The organism is Microbulbifer epialgicus (assembly GCF_041447265.1).
Lineage (GTDB): Bacteria > Pseudomonadota > Gammaproteobacteria > Pseudomonadales > Cellvibrionaceae > Microbulbifer > Microbulbifer epialgicus.
Window position 1 is genome coordinate 54,134 of record NZ_JBGMEK010000016.1, and the last position, 25,455, is coordinate 79,588.

General features: G+C 49.4%; 17 protein-coding genes and 1 pseudogene. 11 read left to right on the plus strand and 7 right to left on the minus strand.

Annotated features, from left to right (window positions below; translation table 11 throughout):
- Positions 1-179: 179 nt before the first annotated feature.
- Entirely contained in the window at positions 180-1,850 is a 1,671-nt protein-coding gene (locus ACCI49_RS09455) for a VRR-NUC domain-containing protein (protein WP_371838714.1), read from the plus strand.
- Positions 1,847-4,369 carry an ATP-dependent DNA helicase gene (locus ACCI49_RS09460; protein ID WP_371838715.1) on the plus strand — a complete coding sequence of 841 codons (2,523 nt, stop codon included), beginning with the start codon at positions 1,847-1,849 and terminating at the stop codon, positions 4,367-4,369. Before ACCI49_RS09455 ends, ACCI49_RS09460 begins: the two co-directional genes overlap by 4 nt.
- Before the next feature lie 49 nt (positions 4,370-4,418).
- On the opposite strand, the gene ACCI49_RS09465 is transcribed toward ACCI49_RS09460, so the two are convergent.
- Positions 4,419-6,290, minus strand: coding sequence for a hypothetical protein (locus ACCI49_RS09465; protein ID WP_371838716.1), 1,872 nt, complete (start codon positions 6,288-6,290; stop codon positions 4,419-4,421).
- A gap of 659 nt (positions 6,291-6,949) precedes the next feature.
- Between ACCI49_RS09465 and ACCI49_RS09470 the strand changes: the two are divergent.
- The 4 genes and pseudogenes from ACCI49_RS09470 to ACCI49_RS09485 all read left to right on the plus strand — a co-directional run bounded on the left by ACCI49_RS09470 (position 6,950) and on the right by ACCI49_RS09485 (position 11,725).
- Positions 6,950-9,223: pseudogene (locus ACCI49_RS09470) on the plus strand (ribonucleoside triphosphate reductase).
- Positions 9,216-9,842, plus strand: coding sequence for an anaerobic ribonucleoside-triphosphate reductase activating protein (locus ACCI49_RS09475; protein WP_371838717.1), 627 nt, complete (start codon positions 9,216-9,218; stop codon positions 9,840-9,842). The pseudogene ACCI49_RS09470 and the gene ACCI49_RS09475 overlap by 8 nt, the downstream one beginning before the upstream one ends.
- Positions 9,843-9,962: 120 nt before the next feature.
- On the plus strand, positions 9,963-10,751 hold the full coding sequence (locus tag ACCI49_RS09480) for a CLCA_X family protein (protein ID WP_371838718.1): 789 nt from the start codon (positions 9,963-9,965) through the stop codon (positions 10,749-10,751).
- Between the two features lie 503 nt (positions 10,752-11,254).
- Positions 11,255-11,725, plus strand: a complete 471-nt coding sequence (locus ACCI49_RS09485; RefSeq protein WP_371838719.1) for a hypothetical protein — start codon at positions 11,255-11,257, stop codon at positions 11,723-11,725.
- 628 nt (positions 11,726-12,353) lie between these two features.
- Here the strand turns inward: ACCI49_RS09485 and ACCI49_RS09490 are convergent.
- The 4 genes from ACCI49_RS09490 to ACCI49_RS09505 all read right to left on the minus strand — a co-directional run bounded on the left by ACCI49_RS09490 (position 12,354) and on the right by ACCI49_RS09505 (position 16,034).
- Positions 12,354-12,563, minus strand: a complete 210-nt coding sequence (locus ACCI49_RS09490; RefSeq protein ID WP_371838720.1) for a cold-shock protein — start codon at positions 12,561-12,563, stop codon at positions 12,354-12,356.
- A gap of 310 nt (positions 12,564-12,873) precedes the next feature.
- Positions 12,874-13,707, minus strand: a complete 834-nt coding sequence (locus ACCI49_RS09495) for an SDR family NAD(P)-dependent oxidoreductase (protein WP_371838721.1) — start codon at positions 13,705-13,707, stop codon at positions 12,874-12,876.
- Between the two features lies 1 nt (position 13,708).
- Positions 13,709-14,677, minus strand: a complete 969-nt coding sequence (locus ACCI49_RS09500) for an SDR family oxidoreductase (RefSeq protein WP_371838722.1) — start codon at positions 14,675-14,677, stop codon at positions 13,709-13,711.
- 13 nt (positions 14,678-14,690) lie between these two features.
- Entirely contained in the window at positions 14,691-16,034 is a 1,344-nt protein-coding gene (locus ACCI49_RS09505) for a flavin-containing monooxygenase (RefSeq protein WP_371838723.1), read from the minus strand.
- 118 nt (positions 16,035-16,152) lie between these two features.
- Between ACCI49_RS09505 and ACCI49_RS09510 the strand changes: the two genes are divergently transcribed.
- Positions 16,153-17,145 carry an AraC family transcriptional regulator gene (locus ACCI49_RS09510; protein ID WP_371838724.1) on the plus strand — a complete coding sequence of 331 codons (993 nt, stop codon included), beginning with the start codon at positions 16,153-16,155 and terminating at the stop codon, positions 17,143-17,145.
- A 35-nt stretch (positions 17,146-17,180) separates the two neighbouring features.
- Here ACCI49_RS09510 and ACCI49_RS09515 read toward each other — a convergent pair whose 3' ends face one another.
- Positions 17,181-17,756 carry a MarR family winged helix-turn-helix transcriptional regulator gene (locus tag ACCI49_RS09515; protein WP_371838725.1) on the minus strand — a complete coding sequence of 192 codons (576 nt, stop codon included), beginning with the start codon at positions 17,754-17,756 and terminating at the stop codon, positions 17,181-17,183.
- Between the two features lie 628 nt (positions 17,757-18,384).
- On the opposite strand from ACCI49_RS09515, the gene betB reads away from it, so the two are divergent.
- The 4 genes from betB to ACCI49_RS09535 all read left to right on the plus strand — a co-directional run bounded on the left by betB (position 18,385) and on the right by ACCI49_RS09535 (position 23,651).
- Complete coding sequence (gene betB / locus ACCI49_RS09520) at positions 18,385-19,848, plus strand: betaine-aldehyde dehydrogenase (protein ID WP_371838726.1); 1,464 nt, start codon at positions 18,385-18,387, stop codon at positions 19,846-19,848.
- Positions 19,849-19,860: 12 nt separating this feature from the next.
- The gene (gene betA / locus ACCI49_RS09525) at positions 19,861-21,534 is read left to right on the plus strand and encodes a choline dehydrogenase (protein WP_371838727.1); all 1,674 of its coding nucleotides are present in this window, start codon (positions 19,861-19,863) and stop codon (positions 21,532-21,534) included.
- A 124-nt stretch (positions 21,535-21,658) separates the two neighbouring features.
- Positions 21,659-22,876: a BCCT family transporter gene (locus tag ACCI49_RS09530; RefSeq protein ID WP_371838728.1), complete on the plus strand. Its 1,218-nt coding sequence runs from the start codon at positions 21,659-21,661 to the stop codon at positions 22,874-22,876.
- 64 nt (positions 22,877-22,940) lie between these two features.
- The gene (locus ACCI49_RS09535; RefSeq protein ID WP_371838729.1) at positions 22,941-23,651 is read left to right on the plus strand and encodes a TorF family putative porin; all 711 of its coding nucleotides are present in this window, start codon (positions 22,941-22,943) and stop codon (positions 23,649-23,651) included.
- Between the two features lie 80 nt (positions 23,652-23,731).
- Here ACCI49_RS09535 and ACCI49_RS09540 read toward each other — a convergent pair whose 3' ends face one another.
- Positions 23,732-25,381, minus strand: a complete 1,650-nt coding sequence (locus ACCI49_RS09540; protein WP_371838730.1) for a BCCT family transporter — start codon at positions 25,379-25,381, stop codon at positions 23,732-23,734.
- Positions 25,382-25,455 lie beyond the last annotated feature (74 nt).

Here is a 25,455-nt window from a genome sequence, read left to right on the forward strand (position 1 = left end):
GATCTATAAATGGAATATCTGGAGTTACGACCTAAATGTTGTAGGCTCCAAGAGCCAGGGCTTTAGATTAAGTAGCCCTCATTAGGTGAGAGCCCAGTGATTATCGAGTCATACTGGGCGTTTGTTCTCCCCACACCATTGCTGTATAGTTATACAGTTTTTCTTTCGCTTTTGACTCCATGATCAATTCAGCTGAGCTCGCCCCGGATTACTATCTGACTAACTTCTGTACCTTGGTGGAGTTCGTTGTCGCGCGCTATCAAGCCTTGCTTTCGGAAGAAGAGTATCAATTCTATCAATGTTTCCAGTTACTTGGCGTTGATAGCCAAAAACTGTACGTGAGATTACTCTCTCGTAAAGGAGTCTCTTCATCGGCGGGCGCCCTGTTTCGCCAAAGTAAGCTGAAGTATGTAGAGATTGAAGACCCACCCACAGCGGTTAAAGAGCTACAGGCAGTTGGGTTGTTGCAGTGTAATCCTCGGGTGCCTCGCCGTGAACTGCTACCTCTGTTCACCAAATCTGAATTGCTCAGCGCAAGTGCCAGCCCTGTGCCTAAAACACTCAAGCGTACCGACCTTGAGGATATCTTGCTGGGACAGGCGGAAGACATAGAGCGGGGGAACGATAGCTTATGGGTTGGTGAGATAATATTGGCTGTTAAGTTTGCCTGCTGCTTTGAAACTTTCAAACTCTTATTCTTCGGTAACCTGAACCAAGATCTGACAGACTTTGTACTTAGAGACCTGGGACTTTATCGCTATGAAAGTTACTCTCTAGACCACCAAAACTTGCCGTTCCACAACCGGGAACAGATTGATCAGTACCTGGACTATTATCGCTGCTTCGAGCAAGTAGAAGTGGCTCTAGCGGCTGGACCAGATGAAATTCTCGCTTTGGCGGAACGGATGCCTTCCGGTATTCAAGGAGATGCCACCTTACGCAGGCGCCTGGACCGCCTGCGCCTAAAATTGGCGCGGCAGTTGGAACGTTTAGATCATCTTGAAACTGCAGATCAGTTGTACCAGAAGTGCGAACATCCTCCTGCACGGGAGCGGCGCGCGCGCATCGCGGTGAAACGTGGCAATACATCTAAAGGGCTGTCCATTTGCCGGCAGATTCTGGACTCTCCGTTTGACGAATCGGAGAGAATTTTCGCTGAAAGTTTTGGCTATCGCATTGCCAAGCGTGAAGAATGTACGCAGGAGTGGCCCAAGCCAGAGCGTTACTGCCCGCCAACGAAAACTATTACCTTGCCTCAAGGACCGCAGCGGGTCGAGTTACAGGTTGCTTCCCATCTGCAGAGCGCAGAGGCGGGTATCTGTTATTACGTGGAGAACTGCTTGGTTAATGGCGCCCTGGGCCTCTACGTCTGGGATATCCTGTTCGCCCCTGTACCCGGAGCCTTCTTCAACCCATTTCAGGTGGCCCCCGGTGATTTCCGCACGCCAGATTTCCTTCCATCTCGCCGCATCCAGTTTGAACAACGCTTGGCAGAGCTGGATCAGGACTTACTTAAAGGAAGAGTCTGGAGAAATTTCAGGGAAAAAAAGGGGATCGCCAACCCGTTAGTTGCATGGGATCTACTGACTGAAGAGCTATTGGCATTAGCGCTCGAAAGAATACCTCCAGACCACTGGCGTACGCTTTTTCAGCATGTTTTAAGTGATATCAACCATAATCGCTGTGGATTGCCAGACCTGATCCTGTTTCCATCAACCGGGGGCTACGAACTTGTGGAGGTGAAAGGCCCTGGAGATCGCCTACAACAAAACCAACAACGCTGGCTCGCTTTTTTTGCTGCTCAGCAGGTTCCCCACCGGGTTATCTACGTGGAGTGGCAACAGCCTTGAGCACTCCATTTACTGAGCCTCCTACGACAACAGAAAAGAACGCGACAGATACGACTCCAGTTCTACAGCTCTCCGTCGGCGAATTAGTGACATTCTCTTGCCGTAGCGGTGATTTGAGCAATGATACAGGCTCTGGCCCTTCCGCGCAGGAGGGCATCCTTGCTCATAAGAAGTTGCAAAAACGGCGACCAAAAGGCAGTGAGGCCGAGTATCGTTTGCAAGTTCAGTTACAGTGCAATGGTTATACAGTGTCATTGAATGGCAGAGCGGATATCTTCCACCCACAAAGTGACCTGCATAAGCCGGCACAGATTGATGAAATTAAAACTACCTACTGCCAACCTTCAGAGCTGCCCGAATCCACACGGCAACTACAGTGGGCGCAATTGAAAATCTACGGCTTCTGCTACTTGCTCCGTCATCGGCACGAACAGGAAGCTCACGATAAGCGCGCCGAACTAGTCACATTACGAATGCTTTGGTACAACCTAAAAGAGAAGAAATCCTACCCGGAACTACAGGAATATACCTGGGAGATACTGGAACAGTTTACACACAAGACACTTGCAGACTATATCAGCTGGCATCGGAGTTGGCAGGGGCATCGCCAGAAAGTGACTGCAAGCGCCCGCGCCTTGTCATTTCCCTTTGCTGGCTACCGACCCGGTCAGCGACAGTTGTCAGTCGCTGCTTACCGTTGCCTGAGAGATGGTGGGGAGCTGGTTGCTGAGGCTCCGACGGGAATTGGTAAAACCATTAGCACTCTATTTCCGGCAATCAAAGCTTTGGGAGAAAATCATCTCGATCAGCTGGTCTATCTAACCTCAAAAAACTCCGGTAAGCAGGTAGTTCGGGCAACTTTAGCAAGCATGCAAGATAGCGGGTTGAAGCTATCCCTGCTGGAAATACAGGCCAGGGATAAAACCTGTGCCTGTAACCTCGGCTTATGTAGCCGAGACCAGGATGGTATTTGCCCACGCACCCGGGGCTTTTTTGATCGACTGCCGGAAGCGCGCAGGCAGCTTTTGGGCATGCCTCGTATTACACCGTCAACCCTGGCTAAAGTCGCAGACCGCTTTAAACTATGCCCTTTTGAATTGTCCCTGCAAATGTTGCCCTGGGCCGACCTAGTGGTGTGTGACGTCAATTATGTGTTCGATCCCCTTGTGCACCTGACAGCGCTACGGAATCAAACTTATCGCCGTGCCTTGCTAGTAGATGAAGCGCATAATTTGAGCGACCGCGCACGGAGCATGTACAGTGTAACCTTAAGCCGCAGGGAGACCCGCCGTGCAGCCGGAAATTGTAAAGGAAGCCACCCTAGGCTACAGCGCAGTATTCAGGCATTGGCTCGAGCGATTGATAGGTGGGTCAAACAAGTTAGCGATTCCGAGGCTGCCAGAGTGCTCAGTTCCCCTTCGAGTAATGAAAATATCGGCGTTTGGGTGACGCCCTGCAAAATAGCGGAGAATCTCCCCACTCAGGTTACCAGAGCTGCTCATAAAGTGCTCAACACGACAAGTCAGCTCAGGGAAAGTGCGCAGTCACCGCCGGAAGAGATCTGTGACTGGCTAAAGTCTGTTTACCGTTATGTATATTTAGAGCAGGAATTGTCCGAACAACATCAAGTCCTCACTCGGGTATCTAACGCTGGTACACCATGGCAGGAACAACAATTAAAGTTCATATGTTTGAATGCCGCTGGATATCTCCAGCAAATTTTTCGCCAGTTTCATGGGGTCATCCTGTTCTCAGCCACGCTGCGGCCGGCGAATTACATCTTTCAACAGTTGGGAGTGGCTAACACGGCGCCGTATCTGCGACTGCCATCTCCCTTTCAAGCATCACAACAGGGCGTATTCCTATGCCCTTATGTGGATACCCGCTACCGCTACCGCTCACGCTATCAGGCTACAGAGACATTGGTGGATATCATTGCTTGTACATTCCATAGTCGCCCCGGAAATTACTTGGTGTTTTTCCCTTCCTATCGATTCCTCCAGCAGGTAGCCGAGGCTTTTAGACAGGATTTTCAAGAGGTTGATTTATTACAGCAGGAAGCTGGAGCCAGTGATGCTCAGCGTATGGAGTTTCTCGCGGCATTCAATGAAGGCTCACAGACCTTGGGTTTTGCAATCATGGGAGGCGTCTTTGGGGAAGGTGTTGACTATGTGGGTGATAAGCTGATAGGTACCATCATTGTGGGTACCGGTCTGCCTCAAGTTAATGAAGAGCAGGAGCTGATCCGCCGGGCCTGTGATACTGGAGCCCAAAATATTGGGGCTACTGGCTTTGATATTGCCTACCGCTACCCAGGATTAACCAGGGTTTTACAAACAGCAGGGAGAGTTATTCGATCGGAATCAGATCGTGGGGTAATTATTCTTGCCGACTACCGTTTTATCGATCAATTTTACCAGAAGCTTTTCCCGGAGCACTGGCCATTGGAAGTTTGTAACGATAGTGAAGCGCTTTCCACTAGCTTAGGAACCTTTTGGGGTACCTCAGCTTTAGGGTAGCTTTAGGAAATAAGACCGGGGCAAAATTTTTGCCCCGGTCGATCAACGATTAATTCGCACTCTTTGAGTGATAAACAATCGCCTGCCAGACATTTTGTTGCCCACCGATGTAATTTTCCAAGGTAGGGTTCTTAATATAGCTCCAGCCTACCTTACCATTACCAAGATACATCGGCTCATCCAGGCCACCCCATCCGTAATCGGTAAGCTTTGCTGGTCCTTCGAGCACATTAAGGTCCGCATCAATTTCCATCACATAGTAGGCTTTAGGTACCAGCATGCGCATGGCCTCGCCTTTCTTATTGTAACTGCGGTTGTATGGCAGATTATCCGAAATACACTGGAATTGCGCGTAACCAAACAGGTAACGGCCATTCTTCAGGTCGATCAGCTGTGGATCACTAATTTGACAATCGGAGTCCTCGGCTAACCACTTAATGCCATTCCCTTCAATGCCGCCTTCCCCATCAACTTTTGCAATACCCACACGGGTTAAGGATGAAGCATCCAAGGCATCACCAGAATAGAGTCCTTGTCGAGTGATCGTAGGGTACTCTTCACCTTCATCTTCATCACTAGCAATATAGGAGAAGAAGCAATTCAGAACACCATTCTCAGCACATTGGTCATCATAGGGCCCGCCGTTGCCAGTATTAATGCCGAGCTCAGTCTGCAAAAATGCATCCATATTTCCATCTTCGATGTGCTTCGGACCAACAATTACAGATAGATTAGTATTCGCATCAACCGGAACTACGGTATGCCCTCCCCCATTGGAGATCATGGCAGATGTCGAAGGGATCAGGTAATTATGGTTCCCCTCAAAGCTACTTGAGGAGCTAATATCCTCCATCTTGATGGCAATGGCATTTAAGCCTGGTGAAGAATAGTAATCATTTCCATCGCTGGTACAAAGCGCTCCAAACATTTCATTTCCCGGATTGTAGAATGCCCGGATATTAAGGACATGGCCATAACCACATGCCCAGTACCATCCTCTACGGTCATCCCCAGACAAGGTCATAGACCAATCATCCCGATCGATCACTGCCAACCCTGCTGAGTAGTGAGAGCCACTGACAAGTGCTCGGGCAGTTACGGAAAATGCATAAGTTTCACGACCTTTGCTGTCATCTTCCACATATAAAAGCTCTTGGGCACCCAAATGAGTCCCACCATGCATTTTATTAACCACGTAAGCATCAGGTTTTTCGGATAAGGGTTTGTTATCCCACTCCATTAACCAGATCTGGTCGTTGTACTTCTTCTCGTTTTCGGTACCTTCGACACTAGCTAGGTTATCCTCAATCTTCATCCAACCGATGCCGTGTTCTTCGATTAAGTCTTTCTTAATATCGTAGCGCTCGCTGGCTTTGTATTCGGTATTACACAAAACCGCAACCCTGGAACAGTCTGCACTGGCTGTAATGCCGTGGGATTCATAGCACTGTTTGAGAATTGTAGTATTCCCGGTAGGGTCGAAGCTTGAGGTCTCAGGATTATATTGAAGCTCGTAGACAGATCCATAAGTGGTATCTGATGCACTGTGCCCTTCCGACAATGTTGTGGAAACAAACATCCGAGGCTGATCGGTATCTGTTGCGCAGGTTGCCGTATAGCTGCGAATGGGAATGTCGATATTTTCCTCATCCAGTTGACTATCTGTACGCCCAATATAATGGGCCAGTTGGTAGACTTCCTGAGCATTTACCATGGCATCGGGCAAGGTGATATCGGTAGCTGTTATTGTGGCAAATCCCAGGTCAGTGCCTGCCACATCACCACCAATAACAGTGGACGGATCATTGCCCTGAACAGGGGGCTCGGGCTCCGAGTCTGAAGAGCCACCGCCACCACTACAAGCCGCCAACACAGCTGTTACTGCCAGTACCAATAGTTTCTTGCTAAATAATTTGTCCATAACCGCCTGAAATATCTTGTTTTTCTGAATTTTGTGTTAGGTAAGGAATTAAGATTAAGTTCCCAGTAAGTCGCGAAATGAAAATATGGAAGGCATTCTAGTGAGATCAGAAATTAATTCTGTGTAGTGTTTAATAAAATGCTGAAAACGGTAAATGCCAATAAAGGAATGCATGTGACTCAATTTGTCACCTTTCCACAAATTGTGGTTAAGCAAGGTATCTCATAACTGAAAAACCTCATAAAAAGTGGGCGTTAACACTCGTTGGATCAAACTACTGAGCAGGGTAAAAAGGATTACTTGGTTTTACCCTTCTTTTTTAAGCCGGTAGCCCCATAGCTGTACAACAATTGCGCTACGCGCAACAACTGGACAAACCTTGGTATTGCGTACGAGTTCAGTTCAGTGTGCACATAAAAAGCTGATTACATATTTTTTGTGCAAAATACCCACAAACCTAATAGCTGTACCTCTATTGCTCCGACATCGATTACTTGCCAAATTCAAATTGTTCAAGAACTGTTCAAGCTAAAAACAGTTCACTAAAACCTATATAGTGTGTTCAAAATAAAATCAACACACTATATATAGTGATCCAGATCAAGAGCCCCCTTTCACCACTTCTATAGGATTGCCCCACAATCTGTGAAGGAAGGCCTATGACAAGCACCTCTACCCCCGATAGCAATACAGCACCTGACTTTGACCAACCCTCTGCTCTAAACCTGCACGGATTCCTGGTACGCAAGCGAGATGGACGCACGGTAGCTTTTGACCCTCAACGTATTACCTCAGCGCTCGTGCGTGCAGGGCAAGCCACAGGAGAATTTGGTGAAGATGAGGTCGAGCGTCTTACCCAGACTGTACTGAAAGTGATCAACCATCGCTTCGATGATAGATCTCCGATTGATATCGAGGAGATCCAAAATATTGCCGAACAGATCCTGATTAGTTGTGATTATGTAGATACGGCTCGGGCCTATATCGCCTACCGGGGGCGACATGCGCAGCTGCGCAATGACCGGCAAACACTGGTCGATGTTGGAGCCTCAATTGAAGAGTATCTGGAACAGGCGGACTGGCGAGTTGCTGCAAATGCCAACCAGGGCTACTCCCTGGGCGGCCTGATTTTGAACAGCTCTGGAAAAATGATCGCCAATTATTGGCTCAATCATGTTTACTCGCCAGAAATCGGCGCGGCCCACCGAGATGGGGATTTACATATCCATGACCTGGATATGCTAGCTGGTTACTGTGCGGGCTGGTCCCTGCGCACGCTGTTGCACGAGGGATTGAACGGGGTTCCTGGAAAAGTTGAGTCAGCACCGCCAGCACATTTGACCAGTGCAGTTGGCCAGATCGTTAACTTTCTGGGAACGCTACAAAATGAATGGGCCGGAGCCCAGGCTTTTAGTTCCTTCGATACTTATCTCGCTCCTTTTGTACGTAAAGACCAACTGGATTACGCCACCGTACGGCAGTGTATACAGGAGCTGATCTTCAACCTGAATGTACCCTCTCGCTGGGGTACCCAGACGCCATTTACCAATCTTACCTTTGATTGGGTTTGCCCGCAGGACCTACGTGAGCAAGTGCCGGTAATCGCTGGGGAGGAAATGCCATTCACTTATGGTGACCTGCAGGAAGAAATGGACTTGATCAACCGCGCCTATATCGAAGTGATGAGCGAGGGAGACGCGCGCGGCAGAGTCTTCACTTTCCCTATTCCAACTTACAATGTTAGCGAAGATTTTCCCTGGGAAAGCGAAAATGCCGAACGGCTGTTTGCTATGACCGCTCGCTATGGCCTGCCCTACTTCCAAAACTTTATTAACTCAGATCTGAGTCCAAATATGGTGCGCTCCATGTGCTGCCGCTTACAGCTGGATCTGCGCGAGCTTTTGAAGCGAGGCAATGGATTATTTGGCTCCGCCGAGCAAACCGGCTCTCTCGGCGTGGTGACGATCAACTGTGCTCGCCTCGGTTATCTGTATAAAGGAAACTGGGATCTCCTGCTTGCCCAACTGGATAAGTTATTGCTTCTAGCTCGCGACTCGCTGGAAGTGAAACGCAAAGTGATCCAAAGGCATATGGACGCCGGCCTGTTCCCGTACACCCGCCGCTACCTGGGCACACTGCGTAATCACTTCTCTACGATTGGGGTCAACGGCATTAATGAAATGCTACGCAACTTCAGTGATGATCGCGAAAGTGTGGTTACCGAGCAGGGTAAGGAGATGGCCGAACGATTACTGGACCATATCCGTATGCGCATGACGGAATTCCAGGAGCAAACCGGCCACCTCTATAACCTGGAAGCGACGCCGGCCGAAGGAACCACCTACCGCTTTGCCCGTGAGGACCGCAAGCGCTATGAGGGAATTATCCAGGCCGGCAGCGCGGAGGCCCCCTATTATACCAACTCATCCCAGCTGCCTGTGGGCTTTACCGATGACCCCTTCGAGGCCCTGTCCCGACAGGAGTCCCTGCAATCCCGCTATACCGGCGGCACAGTGCTGCACCTCTACCTGGGAGAGCAGTTGCCGGATGCTGACAGCTGTCGCCGCCTGTTGCGACGCGCCCTGGAAAATTACCGACTGCCCTATATCACCGTGACGCCCAGCTTCTCTATCTGCCCGGTACACGGATACTTGAGCGGCGAACATGAATTCTGTCCCCGCTGTGACGAAGCCCTGCTCGCTCATGAGCAGTCCTGTTGCAGCGACTAAAACCAACCACCAAGGAGAGACACCATGAATCAACCAACCTCCGTACTGAAAGATGAAGAGCGCACCCGCTGTGAAGTTTGGAGTCGTGTAATGGGTTACCACCGCCCGGTATCCTTCTGGAACCCCGGTAAACAGTCGGAGCACCGCGAGCGGCGCTTCTTTGTTGCCGGCGATTCTGCTGTGGCCGAAAATAGCCATGGCTGAAAAATTGCGCATCGGCGGGTTTACCCCGTTTACCGCGATCGACTTCCCTGGTGAACTGGCCGCAGTGGTCTTTTGCCAGGGTTGCCCCTGGCGCTGCCGCTATTGCCACAATAGCGAACTATTGCCAGCCCGCGCACCCAGTGCCTATGATTGGGACCAGATATTGGTATTTCTCGCCGGCCGGCGGGGACTACTGGATGCGGTGGTGTTCTCTGGAGGAGAACCTACCGCCCAGAGCACACTGGAAACTGCCATAGCCCAGGTTCGTGAGCTGGGGTTCAAGGTGGGATTACATACAGCTGGGATCTATCCTCGGAGGCTGAGACGCCTGATCCCCTGCTTGGATTGGGTTGGGCTGGATATAAAAGCGCTACCAGAAAATTACCCGGCTATTACAGGGGTGGAAGGTAGCGGTATGGCACCCTGGCAGTGTGTTGAGCTGCTGGCAGAAGCGGAAACACCCCTGCAGGTGCGCCTTACCAGGCATCCCCGCCTTACCAGTGATGATGAAGTAACACAGATTAGGAAAAACCTCCGCAAGTATGGGATAAACCATTTGGAGGTGCAGCGCTGCAATAGCGAGCAGGCGCTGGACCAAACGTTGAAGTTCCTCTCGTAGAGTTTGTCGGTTATGGCGGGGAAACCTACCTGGCAAACACTACTGACTACCTTGGTGAGAAGGTAGAGGCTGTATTAGTATTCGGAACCATTTCTAACAGACTCCTCAGCCAGCTCAACTATGGTGTTATCCCGACAGTTCTATCGCCGCGGCCCCAGTCTGCAGGATAAATTTCCAGTGTCCTTTACCGATGTTAGGAGACGTTTTGGCTTCAGGTCTATATCGATTGGGCGCTGGGTAACCACTCAGGAGCGAGACCGGGCAGCGGGCCTCTTCTACGAGGCACTTATTGATTTAATGACCATACTACAGGGCCCAGAGATACTGGTGTCCCTGCGAGGTACCTTGTCTTTCCAATATGGTATTGGTGGTCAACCGGGTATGTCCGCTTTTTATGACCCCTCTGCACGATGTTTTTCCCTGGCCAAAAATGCAGGTCCCGGCTCAATTGCCCATGAGTGGTTCCATGCATTTGATCATTACCTTGCTGCAAAAGCATTCAGTGATACTGGCAGTGAAATGTATGCTTCAGAGGCCTGGCTCCGTAATGCTACCCCCGTGCCTCACCCGCTAAATGATCTCCTTTTCGCCTGTTTTAGGGCCATTATGCTGGACGAGGAGGGTCATAACCCAAGTGAATTGGTGAAGGTTTCTATTAAGGTCGATAAGGCAAACAGCTCCATCTATTACAGTGAACCGGTGGAACTTTGTGCTCGCGCCTTTGAGGCCTTTATTCAGGATTCCAGCATCACCAATAACTTTCTGGTGTCAGGCTCAAAGGCCAGTGAGGAAGCCAAGCTTGGACTCTATCCTTCGGGGCAGCAGCGTCAGCGAATCAACCGGGTATTTGAGCGGTACTTTGCTTATTTGGGTAAGGCTTTAAGGGCTGGATTAGATGCGAATAAATAAGCCGGCTCAAGCCCCCGGGACCTGCACCGGAGAAGCCCCCTTTATAGGGAAATTCGACCGCCAAAACGGTGGATAGTTACCCACAGAAATGGGGGATAAAAGGCTGAATAACTGTGAATTCCGCCAGAAATCTGTACCCAATAGCCAGAAATCCGTACCCCTAAACGCCAGAAATCCGTACCCCTAAACGCCAGAAATCTGTACCCCACAGACCAGAAATCTGTACCCCCTATTTCCTAAAATGCTTTTAAATTCAATTAGTTGGAGAGCTTACAAACAGGATAAACAAGACAAACAGGTCAAAGTAAACAAACAGGGATACAAAGATAAAGAATAAAAAAAGAACAAAGAGACCACGCCCTATACGTGCGTAGCACGGCCCTTACTCTGTGTGTACATCGTCTTACATTTTGGTTACTACAGCTCCTTATAGTGCTAATTTCTATACGCCGGTACCAAATAATCAAAGAAATAAATTTTAAAGCCGAAATGGGAGATTGAGAATGTGTGTCCAATGTACTGCAGATATGAACTATCAAAATAAAGTAAATCAATGGGCTGTTAATGGCCTCCCCTATACCAAAATGTCAATTTTGGTCCGCGATAAAGCTGTGACGTATCCAAATACTTTCGTTTTCGTTTTTAAAGATGGACCAATATTTAACGGTATCCGTAGAACAGTAAAAGTCGATGTTCATTATGAAGGAAATAAAATCGAGCCGGGTAGAAAACTGAAAGCATTCGGAGGACTTTGGATAAGTGGAATTAAAGGGGCCATGAAACCACAGCAACACGGAGGCGAACTTTTAAAACAGTTAAAACTTGAAATCCCTACTCTTTCGCCACGAGGAGGAATAAGTGCTGTTTATGGGGATATTCTTGGTAATAAACCATTACCACAGGGATTTAGCGGAGAGAAGATTTATGTAAAAAATGCAATAATTGATAGAAGGTTTCTGGAAAAAAATCATTAAAGGGTATTTCAAAAACTGGGGGGATTCGTGACAGGTGGGTTGATCTGAGTGCCCCGATCTGTAGGGGCGCTCAGTACCGCTATGTCCTACTCTCCGCTCGCTAATCTCTCGGCTAGCGGGAGCGTATTTAATAAGTGCTCGGCCTGCTGCTGGCTGTACAACTTAGAGCAAAGGGGGGGCGAGATATAGCGCCCCTACCCTTGATGCTTAAAAATTTTGGAGCAACTGATTGGTACAAATGGCAACCAAAAATCCATGCCAAATCAAACTTAAATATTGCCCAAACTTTTTATTTTAAGTAACGTTCAATTTCACATACGATTTGACCGGTCAGCGCCAATGAAACTCGGTGTGCGCTTCTGGACGATCGATTTATTGTTAGCCTATTAAAGATTTAGAGATCCTGCACTAAATATCGGAGGATGTGAGTAAAATAAGCTGAATGCCCATACCCACATTGTCAAGTTGTTGGAACTTCTAGGTAAAATGCAGTTTAAATAGTATCTAACATCGAAAAGACTTGACGTCTATTCGTGCAGCAGTGTGTCGTTTCACAGCATCGCCCTCATGCTAATAATAGTGAGGGCGACGTAAAAACATTATCTAAAACCAAATAATGTTTTGAACCTTAAAGGCAAATGATATTTTCTGCTTGCGGGCCTTTGGCGCCCTGGGTAACTGTAAACTCTACAGCTTGTCCTTCCTGCAATGTTTTAAAGCCAGTGCTGGCAATATTGCTGAAGTGTGCGAATACATCGGGACCCGACTTCTGCGCGATGAAACCAAAACCCTTTGCTTCGTCGAACCACTTAACAGTACCAGTAGTTGTGTTAGACATAATAATTATCCTGAATGTAATAAATGTACTTTAGATTGACCAGTTGGTTGAGCGGGCAAAAAACTGAGATTTTAAAAGAGGCAGAACGAAGGATTATGACTAAAACTACGAGTTGGACTAAAATAAAAACTGGGCTTTTAAACCGTTCCATCCGATACTAACATTTGTGATTACCCCTTGTCCATAGCTGCAAGCGGTTGCCCAAGTCGGAATTAGAAGAGAATGGCTATAGTTGAAATATTAAGAATTTCTCAGGGCGAGGGCGTACTTTTTAAGCAGTACCAGGGGCCTTATACGCTTTGCCTGGGAGCTATTGCTGACGAGTCGATCCTAGCTCTAATTGGAAATTTTTCACCATTTGCCTGAGAAATATCGTTGGAGCCAGTCTGTACAATAGTGCACCAATCAAACTTAAGTCCTTAGGAAACCACCGCTCTCTCCCCTGCTCCAAGGCTACAACGATTTTCACGGCCATCCACTCAGGGCTGCGCACAGCTCCCACTGTGCTTCGTTGGTGCTTGGCCTTCCGACCGTCACCCGCTAAAGCATTTTGCTCAATAGTTGTTGCCAGGAAATTTGGGTAAACCATCAGTACGCGAACCCCATCTTGACGTACCTCCTCACGAAATGTTTCGAAGTACTGGTGTAGAGCACTCTTTGCCGCACAATAGCCTGCACGCCCCAACACAGGCATCCAGCCTGCCATTGAGCAGATATTCACTACACAGCCAGAAGCAGCTTTCAGTTCTGCAAACAGCCCTTGAGCCAGCTCTACCGGAGCGTGGTAATTGACGGCCATCACCTTTCGGATCACAACACTGGAAGTTTGAGTGGAGAGGCTGCGGTGTGTGATCCCTGCGTTGTTTACCAGCAGATCAACTCTTAGATATTGTTTGCTTAGGGACCCCACCAGCCTTTCTACAGCCTCGCTGTTTGACAGATCTGCTACGAATATTCGGGCTTTAATCCCGCGAGCCTTAAGCTGCATTTGGCGATGACGTAGTGCATTAGTTTCAATATCTACTAGAGCAAGTTCAGCAGTAAACTTACTGGCGAGGCAGTCAGTAATTGCCCAACCCAAGCCCCCTGCTGCGCCGGTAATCACGAAAACTTTTTTCGGATCTTCAAGCTGTTGCGAAGCCATTTTAGCTCTTCCCCAAAAGTACTTGAGGATTGTTCGATGTCGGAATTATGCCAAGGGCCTTTTCTGCGAACAGTTGAAAGACCTCTTCAGAAGTTTTTTCTGGAAAAAAACCTAGCACCTCTTTTAGGCGGTGATTATCGAGAACAGGTCTGTATTGTAAAAAGGTCACTTGCGCGGGGTGGGTATTCGTTAAGTGGAGGCTGTAACCTAGCCGAAGAACAACCTTGATCAACCACGTCGGTGGCCGAATGAGGGGCTTACTTAAAATTTGAGCAATTTCCCATGGGCTAAGGGAGCCATCTCCAGCCAAATTAAAAATGCCGTTGGCCCCAACGTCCACTCCAAATTCTAGTGCGCGGATGACATCCTGGTCCCAAATAAAAACAAACGGTGAATTGTGGCCGCCAGGGTCCAGAATAGCCCTCTGGCTAAATAGTGCGCTGATCTTATTATTGGTCTCAGCCCCCAACACGGAAGAAACACGAAATATTAGCTGCTTTAGGTGTCGATGCTTCTCCCGAAACTCCTCCAACAATTTCTCAACTTTACGTTTATTGTTGGAATAACCAAATTCTGGATTACCTCGTAGTGGATGGCACTCATTGATACTAGAAGGGTTATCGGGGTGATAACCATAGGCTGCACCGCTGCTCGTGACGGTGATATGCTCAACCCCTGCGTAGAGGCAAGCATTCAGTACATTTTTAGTTCCCTCCACATCAGTGCGATATTCGGCCCGCTGATTTCGCCCCGTTGCCATTACCGATGCCAGGTGAATCACATGAATAATGGACTCTGCCCGCATCAGCTCCCCAAGGGTCACATCACAGATATCTTTTACAAGAATCGGAAAACTCGCACCTCTTGTGCGAATATCGATCCCGATAACAGGAAACCGCTTGCTCAGCCTTTCCCCAAGCTGGTGACCTATATAACCTGCGGCTCCTGTAATTAAAACTCGCTTTATCATCCCGAGGCCCCAATCAAGAAGTCACTTCTGAACTACCAGTCTGATAAGACGCTACCCGTGGCAGTATATCCTTTTGCAAATCTGCTTTATGAATTCTGAGGGCTTTTAAATAAGAGTCCTTATGTACGTAGTAGGCCATACGTTTAAGATCAAGATATCGCATGCCGCCGTCGGTGCGTATCGCCGCTCTTTGCTTGATTACCGCCCTGAATCGGCTGGCAGATGGCGCCCCAGCGGCTAGCTGGTGTATATACAGTGCGACAAGTTCCGCCTGTTTGTTGCGCCCTTCCCAGCCTAGACCTGTCGCCTCAACCATGCCCATCATAAAAAGGTTGTCTGACTCTGGATGAAACACATTCAAGTACAGGCTCGGCGCATGGCCGCTCCAGTTCAGCTCACTACTGTCTATAAATGGGTATTGCAATTGGTAGCCGGTGGCCTGCACGATCAGGTCATACTCACGGTGTTTACCATCTAAGAAGCACACTCTATTTCCATGTACTGATAAGATATCTGGTCTGGGATGAATATCCCCATGACCAATGTGATGTAACAGTAGAGAGTTAACCACTGGATGGGATTCAAATAATTGGTAGTCAGGTTCAGGCAATCCATACTGAGCTGGGCGCCCGAAAGAAAATTTAATCAGCGCCTTAGTAATTCGCCGTTTGAGGAAAAGGGGTAACTTAAGTTTACGGCCCAGCTGGTCGACTGGTTTGCCGGCAATAAACTTAGGCAGAAAGTGGTAACCCCGACGCAGACTAATATCTACATCCTTTGCCCTATGCACAGCATCTACAGCGATATCCGCTCCACTATTACCGCAGCCAATCAATAGAACGTTTTTCCCAGTAAAAATCTCAGGAGATCTATATTGCGCAGAGTGTATTTGCTCGCCGGTAAATTGGCCTGGTAGCTCAGGCTGATTCGGGTGATGTAAAGTACCGCTAGCGATAAGTAACCCGGTAAATAGGCGCGTTTGTTCCTGGCCCCCTCTACGTGTTGTTACTAGCCACTCCTTTCCGCTACGCACACACTTTACAACCTCTGTCTCAAATTCATAGTGGTTGTAGAGGCCGAATTTTCGTGCGTAGGCTCGAAAATAATTGTGCATCTCCCTATGGCTCGGATAATCGGCAACGCCCATTTCCATTGGAAACTCGGCAAATTCCGTCATTTTCCTAGAGGAAATTAGATGTGCGGACTCATACATTGTGCTGGTAGGACTTTCGATATCCCACAGACCTCCCACATCACTGTGTATTTCAAATCCAATACAAGGAATACCGAGTTTGCGCAAGTTCCGCATAGTGCACAGCCCCATGGGGCCCGCACCAATAATTGCATAGGGTTTCATTGTCACTTCCCGCCGGTTATCCAATCAAATAATCACTAAGGCGCAAAGAATATACCGTGACAAATTCATAACAGATTGTCATTATCGGGCAAACGCTGGTTAATTCAGGACAATCTAGATGGATTCAGGTGACCACCGAAGCGTCAATCTAAGCTATACCAGAGCCCTGATACAGGCATTGTTCAGCTTAGATCTCTCTATGCCCAAGGGAGCAAGGAAGATTCTGTCCCAAATAAACCAGCAAGAACGTATCCCGATCGACCTGCAAGAACATCTTTGGGAGGCAGTAACCGATGCACACAGGGATCCACTTCTCGGGATAAAACTCGGGCTTGCCATGCAGGCCGATCAGATAGGGCTGGTGGGTTATTTGCTAATGACCCAACAAAATCTTGGCGCGACCATTGACCAGTTGATTGCCTACCATCCGCTTCTGGGTGAAGGTGGTCACTTTGAATTGCGCCGCGGGGCGTTTACTGCGGACCTTTGTTATCACCCCAATTTTCTAAGCTGTGCACAAATCCGTGTAGAAACCGTATTGGCTGCTTGCATCGCACAAACCCTAAGCATGACTGCAGGGAAATTTCGCACTCACAGACTTCTTTTAGCTTATCCCGCTCCCAGCCTTACCGTACAACAACAGTATGAAGAGCTGCTGCAAACACAAGTGGTGTTTAGCGCGCCGGTTTCGGCGATCCGATTCCCAGCTAGAGATTTGGCTCTGCCCTTAGTTGCCGCTGACCAAGAGGTCGTGGGCTGTTTAAAGCCCAAAGCCGATGCCCTTCTACAAGCGCTTGCAGAAAAGGCCCTGCACCGAAAAGTGTCTCTTTTACTACAGCAGATGCCCGAATTAACACGGGAGCAGGTGGCCCAGCATCTCTGTATTAGCCCTCGGCATCTGGGCCGCAAGCTGCAACAAGAACAGGTTAGTTTCCGAGCAATTCAGGATGAGGTTCGCAGTCATTACGCCAAGCAGTGGCTAAAAGAAGGGAACCGCACTAATTCCGAGATAGCGATGGCGCTGGGGTTTTCCGATGAAAGCGCGTTTGGTAAGGCCTTTAAGCGCTGGATTGGAGTTTCGCCGAGCAAGTACCAATTTGGGCTCAAATAAAAAAATTTGAAGGGCTACTTACCCCCAGAAGCCAGTTAAATACCATCAATTTGGTTGTGTTTTTCGGCGCTCTTTTTATCGGCAGAATCAGGATTGTCAGGATAATCTAAAGCTGCGTTAGGCTTATCCATGGTAGCCCCCTGGCGATCCAATACACCGATATCCAGTACCGGGGATGCATCGATATGCTGGGCATCCATCATTTGGGCCACCCGCTGCAACGAAGCAATAATCATGCTTTGCTCCCAATCTTTTAGGTCACCAAACTGGCGAGTAAACTGGTCCTGTAGGGGGATTGGGGCGTCTCTCAGGGTTTCAGCGGCCTGCTCTGTGAGGTAGGCGTGCACTTTGCGCTTATCTGACTGTGAGCGCTGGCGATAGACAAACCCTCTTTTCTCAAGGCGATCCAATATATTGGTCACTGTTGCCTGGCTAAGGCTGACTTCATTGGCCAACTCACCAATAGTCACTTCACCCTTATTTCGAATAGTTTGTAGCAACAAAACCTGTGGAGCAGTCAACCCTGTGGTTTTGGCTAGATGCCTCGAGTGCAAGTCTGTTGCTCGTATTACACGGCGTAAGGCAACTAACACCTGTTCAATGCTGTTCAAAACTACCTCTCAATCGCGAAATCAGGGCGAATCGCGGGATTATATAGATGCCTCTAGCAATCGCTAAGATCTTTTGAGGTGTTCGTGGAAAAATAATGATACGAACCTTCGCCAGTGCTGGATTTCCCTGGGGTATTTGTGAACCTGATACCCAGCCCAACTGACCTCAATTCAGGTCCCCATAAATTTTGACTTATCTCACTGTTGTGACTTCCAGCTAGATTTTTGGTGAAAATTTAACCAGAACTTTCATAGAGTTCAAATAAGATTTTTGACCTACACGAGACCATTTAAGGGAGGGAAATGGCCGGCACTACTACGCTTTTACGAGAATATAAGTCTCCCCAAAGTGACCTACCTCAATTGCATTGAGTACTAACCATTAGAGCTCAAATTAAAAATATGTTACATTTTGTGTCATATCGCCTGATATTTGACCGTCGGGCCCGGGCTGGAATCTGACAATATGGGACAAACGTCTACATCAGGCCGGCCCCTTTTTTTTTGCGATGACCAAAGGTCCACGGGACGGCCATTTCCAGTTTTGCCCCCTGCCCCATCGCCGACAAACAACCGACTGACCCTCTGTTAAAGCAGTATGGAGAGACAGATCAGTATGGAGAGACAGATGTCACTGGACAAACAACGGAATTTTGTAGACGGCCGCTACCTGTCGAATGAGAGCGGCGAGTGCTTTGATGTATATAACCCGGCTACCAACGAGGTCAGCTATCAGGTTGAGGTTGCCGACGAGAAGGTACTCGCAGAAACCATCGAGAGCGCCAAGCGTGGTTTTGCCCAGTGGTCAGCTATGATGCCGGTCGAACGCAGTCGCATCCTGCTTAAAGCGGTAGCACTGTTGCGCGAGCGCAACGATGAGCTTGCAGCAATAGAGGTTGCTGACACCGGCAAGCCCTGGCAGGAAGCCAGTGTTGTCGACGTGGTGACTGGGGCCGACTCCATAGAATTCTTTGCCGGCTTGGCCGCAGGCATTGAGGGCAATCAGCAGCAAGTCGGTGATGACTTCTATTACACCCGCCGCGAGCCCCTGGGCATCTGCGCTGGAATCGGTGCCTGGAACTACCCCTTACAAATCGCCTGCTGGAAAGCCGCCCCGGCCCTGGCCTGCGGTAACGCCATGATCTTCAAGCCTTCCGAAGAGACCCCCAAAGGTGCTTTGAAGTTGGCTGAACTCTTTATTGAAGCGGGCATGCCCCCGGGTGTCTTCAACGTAATCCAGGGCGATGGCGCCGTGGGTGCCTGGCTGACTAACCACCCGGATGTCGCCAAGGTTTCCTTTACCGGCGAAGTGGGTACCGGCAAGAAAGTAATGGCCGCAGCGGCTTCCAACCTGAAAGAAGTCACCATGGAGCTGGGAGGCAAGTCCCCGCTAGTGATCTTTGATGATGCCGACCTGGAGCAAGCCGTTTCTGCTGCCATGCTGGGTAACTTCTACACCCAGGGCGAAATCTGCACTAACGGTACCCGGGTATTTGTACACCGCAGCATCCACGATCAGTTCCTCGCTCGTCTGAAAGAGCGCGTTGAGCAAAATATTATTGCCGGTGATCCGATGAATCCGGACACCAACTTCGGCGCCCTGATTTCTGCCAAGCACCAGCAACTGGTGATGGACTACATCAGCAAGGGCAAAGAGGAAGGCGCGACCTTGTTCTGCGGCGGCCACACCCTCTCCCCAGAGAATTCACCTAACGGTTACTTCGTTGCTCCCACCGTATTCACCGACTGTCATGACGATATGACCATTTGCCGCGAAGAGATCTTCGGCCCGGTAATGTCAGTACTGGTCTTTGATGATGAAGACGAGGTGATCCGCCGCGCTAACGATACCCGTTTGGGCCTGGCAGCCGGCGTATTTACCCGTGATATCACTCGCGCCCACCGTGTGATCCACCAGATGCAAGCGGGTATCTGCTGGATCAATGCCTACGGTGCTTCGCCGGCAGAAATGCCGGTGGGCGGATACAAGTTATCCGGAATCGGACGCGAAAATGGACTTGCGACCCTGAACCACTACACCCAGCTAAAAGCGGTATATGTGGGCCTGGCACCACTGGAAAGTCCATTTTAAGCGGTACCCTGTATGAGTGAGTTTGACTACATCATTGTCGGCGCCGGCTCTGCCGGTTGCGTTCTGGCCAACCGCCTGTCTGCCCAGGAAGATAAAAAAGTCCTCCTGGTAGAGACCGGGGGTAGCGATCGCAGCATCTTTATCCAGATGCCCACCGCACTATCTATTCCCATGAATACCGACAAGTACGCCTGGCAGTTTATGACCGAGCCAGAGCCGTACCTGGACAACCGCAGCATGCATTGCCCCAGAGGCAAGGTGCTCGGGGGTTCATCCTCGATTAACGGGATGGTTTACGTGCGCGGGCACGCCAAAGACTTTGATGAGTGGGCACAGCACGGCGCCGAAGGCTGGGACTATGCGCACTGTCTGCCCTACTTTAAACGCTCTGAGACCTGGGCTTTCGGCGGTGACGATTACCGTGGCGACGAAGGTCCTCTGGGGGTCAATAACGGCAATGAAATGGCCAACCCCCTTTATGGAGCCTTTATCGAAGCTGGCAAAGAAGCTGGCTACGACTACACCGCAGATTACAACGGTGAGCAGCAAGAGGGCTTTGGCCCCATGCATATGACGGTAAAAGATGGAAAGCGTTGGTCTACCGCCAACGCCTACCTGAAACCGGCAATGCAACGTCCCAATTTGACAGTATTGACCCACGCCACTGTGCATAAGGTGATTCTGGAAGGTAAACGGGCAGTCGGAATCAAACTTGAACGCAAGGGAAAGATCCTGGAGTTCAAGGCGCGGCAGGAAGTCATCCTCAGCGCAGGTCCCATCGGCTCCCCTCACCTTCTTCAGCTCTCCGGAATCGGAGATCCCAACACACTGGCAGAAGCCGGTATCGAACTCCAACACGAACTCTCCGGCGTCGGCCAAAACTTGCAGGACCACCTGGAGTTCTATTTCCAGTTCCGCTGCAACCAGCCGATTTCCCTGAATGGCAAACTCGACCCCTGGAATAAATTCCTGATCGGCGCTCGTTGGATACTGAAGAAGGATGGTCTCGGAGCCACCAACCATTTCGAGTCCTGCGGTTTTATTCGCTCAAAAGAAAATGTGGAGTGGCCGGACCTGCAATACCACTTCCTGCCGGCAGCGATGCGCTATGACGGTCAGGAAGCTTTCGATGGCCACGGTTTCCAGGTGCATATCGGGCACAACAAGCCAAAGAGTCGCGGCAGGATCAAAGTTGTGAGCAGCGATCCCAAGCAATCCCCTTCTATCCTGTTTAATTATTTGCAGGAGAAAGAGGATATTGAGGGTTTCCGCGCTTGTGTGCGACTGACTCGCGAGATTATCAATCAGCCGGCTTTCGACGAATACCGAGGCGATGAAATCCAGCCCGGCACCGATATCCAGACTGATGAGCAAATTGACGCTTTCGTACGGGAATCCGTCGAGAGTGCTTACCACCCATCCTGCTCCTGCAAGATGGGTACCGATGCAATGGCAGTGGTAGACCCAGAAACCCGTGTACACGGTTTACAGGGCTTGAGAGTTGTAGATTCCTCCATCTTTCCAACCATTCCCAACGGCAACCTGAATGCGCCCACCATTATGGTGGCGGAGCGGGCTGCGGACCTGATTTTAGGGCGCCCCGTATTGGCGCCCTCCGAGGCACCGGTAGCGACCAAGGCTACCAGCACTCAGCGACCTGGCCGCCCTGCGCGCTCAGTGAGCTGAATTTACGTCGGCGCTCTGGCAGAGATTTGACTGCCCCCTTCAAACGCGACGGGGATAGTCAAATCTCGCACAGCAATGCCCTTTTGGGGGCGCCGACATACCAATAACTAGCTGGAGACTCAGCATGACAGCTTGGCTTTCCGCGGGATTATTGTTTACCTTCACGGCAATAATTTTCTCGCTGATAAAATGGGGAAATGTGAAGATGGTCGGGGTGACCCCGGTCAAAACCTTCACTTTTATAGCGATCCTTTTCACCTCCGGCCTCGATGTAGGCCTTATCATGTTCCCCCTCACCGAGTTCGGTGGCTACGCAGACCTAACCGCAAACCCAGAATACGGCTTCACCAACGCACTCGCGATTGAGTTTGGTTTTTGGGCCTTCCTGATCTGGGGCTTCTACTTCCTTACCTGTTTTTACTTCTGCATTATCGAGCCCAAAGTTAAATTCTTTGAGTTGGGTCCAGTAAAACTGATCAACAATGTAGTGATTATCGGCACCTGCGCCTTTACCGCCTATTTACTGCTCAGCAACCTGCCCTGGTACCTGCCGCAAGTTGGCGATGGCGAAACCATTGTTGGCACCTTCTACTTAATCGTATTTGCAGTGATCGCCGCTGCGGTCTACTCATCCACCAGCTTGCGCTATGTACGCTTCCTCAGCTTGGCGACCACATGGATGTTCATTGGCCTGATTGCAGTAATGTGGTTAGGCGCCTTTACCGGTGAAAACGGCAGCGTAGGTGATTTTGCTTCCACCTTCGCTTTACTCGGTGGTTACTTTGGCAATATCCACCAGTTCGTTTTGCCGCTAAATGACTACCACGAGTTCTACCTGTTCTGGTGGTTTGCCTGGAGCATTATGATCGGCCAGTTTACCTCCCGCTTTGTGGGCGGCCTGCGCACTTACCAAGTGCTGGCGGCGATGTTGATATTCCCATCCATCCCCATCGCACTCTGGTTCACCGTGCTCTACTACTACTCCAGCCAAGGCCTGGATACCAGCGGCTTCTATAACATGGCCATGGTTATCGTGGGCATCACCTTTGTAATCAACTCGCTGGACTCCCTGATCCGGCTGTACACCGACAACCTGGGCATGACCGTTGCGCGCTTGGGCAAGTGGAAATACTTTGTGCTCAACTTGGCTGCGATGAGCCTGCTCACCCTGTTGTTCAAGCTGGACTTCCTGCAAATCCAATGGATCGGTGCCCTGGTAATTGGCATTTTCTTCTGCTGCCTGGGTTACATCCTGGTCAAGCGCTTCAGAGCGGTAGCAGCTATCGACTCCTCACCTAAAGAAAACAAAATCGACTTTAACAAGATCGAACTGGCGAGCTAACTGTTGGAACTCCCCTGCCCACTTGGGCGGGGGCTACAAATTATAAATAAACGGTAATTTAACAATGAAATCAACGTTGAAACTTTCTGCACTGACTTGTGCTTCGCTGCTAGTACTTGCCCAGCAATCCCAAGCGGAACTGTCTTCTACTGTTAACCTAACCACCGATTACACTTTCAACGGTGTCAGCCAGACCCAAAATGACCCGGCACTGCAGGCGAGCTTGGACTACGGCTTCGATAACGGATGGTATATCGGCACCTGGGCGTCCAATGTGGATTTTGGTGGTGAAGATGACACTAACCTCGAATGGGATTTTTATGCCGGTAAGTTCCTGCAACTCAATGACAAAGTGAGCTTGGATGTTGGAGCCGCTTACTACACATACCATGGTGACAGCGTTTCCGATGAGTACGCCTATCCAGAAGCCTACGCCAAGCTGGGATACAGCTCTTCCCTGGGTACATCCGAAGTTAATGGCTGGTACAGCTGGGACTACTTTGGCCAGGGCGGCGGTCACTATATTATGATGCTGGCCCATACCTTTGAACTTGCAGATGGCCATGACCTTCGCCTGAGTGTTGACCGCTCAACTTCAACGGATAAGGACAAGTGGTCCTGGGGCAACGATGATGCCTATAACCACTACCGAGTAGAGTACATGACCTCCTGGAACGGTTTCGACTTTAATATTGCTGCCGAGAATACTAATCTCGATTGGGATACTGCTGACGAACGCATCGTCTTCTCTGTTGCTCGTACTTTCAGCCTTTAAATTGAGAGCCCAAACCGGGGCCTAAAGTGGCCCCGGTATTTTATACTGACCAACTCCCAAGGCAGCTCCCCTTCACTCCCTCAATCAGTCTTCTCAGCATCCATCATTACCTCCTCTCGCCCTGGCTCCCTATTTGCACTCCAAGGCTCCCCTTCTGGCAGTCCCTCCAAAACTATTTCCTTCTCAGGCAGAGCCGGATGGAAACCCAAGTCATACCGAGCTACTTTGACGATTGAGATACACAGTAGAAGTGCGATTAGCAGTAAGGGAACACCGGCAATGATACTCGCGGCCTGCAGAGCCTCCAGCCCGCCGATAACTAGCAATGCAATTGGCATTATTGTCAAGGCAAATGCCCAGAAAATCCGATTCCACTGAAGTGGCTCGCCATTAACCTCTTTTTGCACAACTGCAGCGAGAATATAAGATATGGAATCAAAAGTGATGGCTGTGAAAACCAATGCTATCACTGTGTATAGCAGTACAACTAACTGACTCGCCGGCAAAGTATCCAGAATGGCAAAGATCGCCGCATTGGCACCTCCATGATTCAGTGTATTTACCAAATCCAGCTCACCCGAGAAATGCACATAAACGCTGTAATTGCCCAGCACCATAAAAAACAAGAAGCATCCGAGAGTCCCGAAAAATATTGATCCAAGGATCATTTCCTTGATAGTCCTACCCTGGGAGATGCGCGCAATAAAAAGCCCTATACTTGGCGCAAATACCAGCCACCAGGCCCAATAGAACACTGTCCACTCCTGAGGAAAACGGGAGTTGGGAAATTGCTTGAAGTGGGAGAAAGATTCTGTCCATGTAGCCATCTGTAGAAAGTTATGTATAGCCCTGCCCAGAGAATCCAGCCCACTATTGAGCATAAACAAGCTTGGACCTGCAACAAATACAAAGAACAATAAAGCCAAGGCGAGTAAAATCGTAATATTGGAGAGTGCACTTATTCCCCGTTTAAATCCAGCAACAGCACTGTAGCCAAATAGCAGTACACAGAGCACAAGTACGCCCACCTGAGTTCCCAGCCCTGCAGGTATGCCAAATAATTTATGTAACCCCAGGGTAATCAGCGGCGTAGCAATACCTAGTCGCGTAGCGGCACCCCCGAGTATGCCAAATACCAAAGAGATATCGATAAGCTTGCCAGTGACCCCATTGGCTCTCCCCTCCCCCAGCACTGGCTCTAACGCCTGACTTAACTTAAGTACCCTGTGCTGGCGCACATAGTAGTAATACGCGATAGGTAGTGCGGGAATCAGGTAAATTGACCAGGCTAACGGCCCCCAGTGAAAGATGCCGTAAGAAACCGCCCAGCGAGCGGCTTCGGCAGTATTTGCCTCTACCTGGAATGGCGGCTGTTGGTAATAGTAGATCCACTCAACCATCGACCAGTACAAAATCGATGCGCCAATACCAGAGCTGAACAACATAGCAGCCCAGGATATAGTCGAGAATTCAGGCCTTCCCTTTTGGCCACCAAGCTTTATCCGGCCGATATCACTAAAGGCGATATACAACACAAATAACAATGCCCCTATGCCAAGCAAGAGGTAAAAGACACCTAATTTTTCTGTTATCAGGTCTTTCGCTGCCAACAGCCACACAGAGCCAACTTCGGGAAATAGGATCAACGGCACTGTCGCCACTAATAACAGTATAAGCGAGCCGTAAAATGTAGACTTATCTATAACCTTTCTCGATTCTTTGTTCAGCAAAAATTTCCCCTTATTGACCATTGCTGAGGCGCTATTATGAATAGTTAGATTTTATAAGCCCTCAGGATCAATTA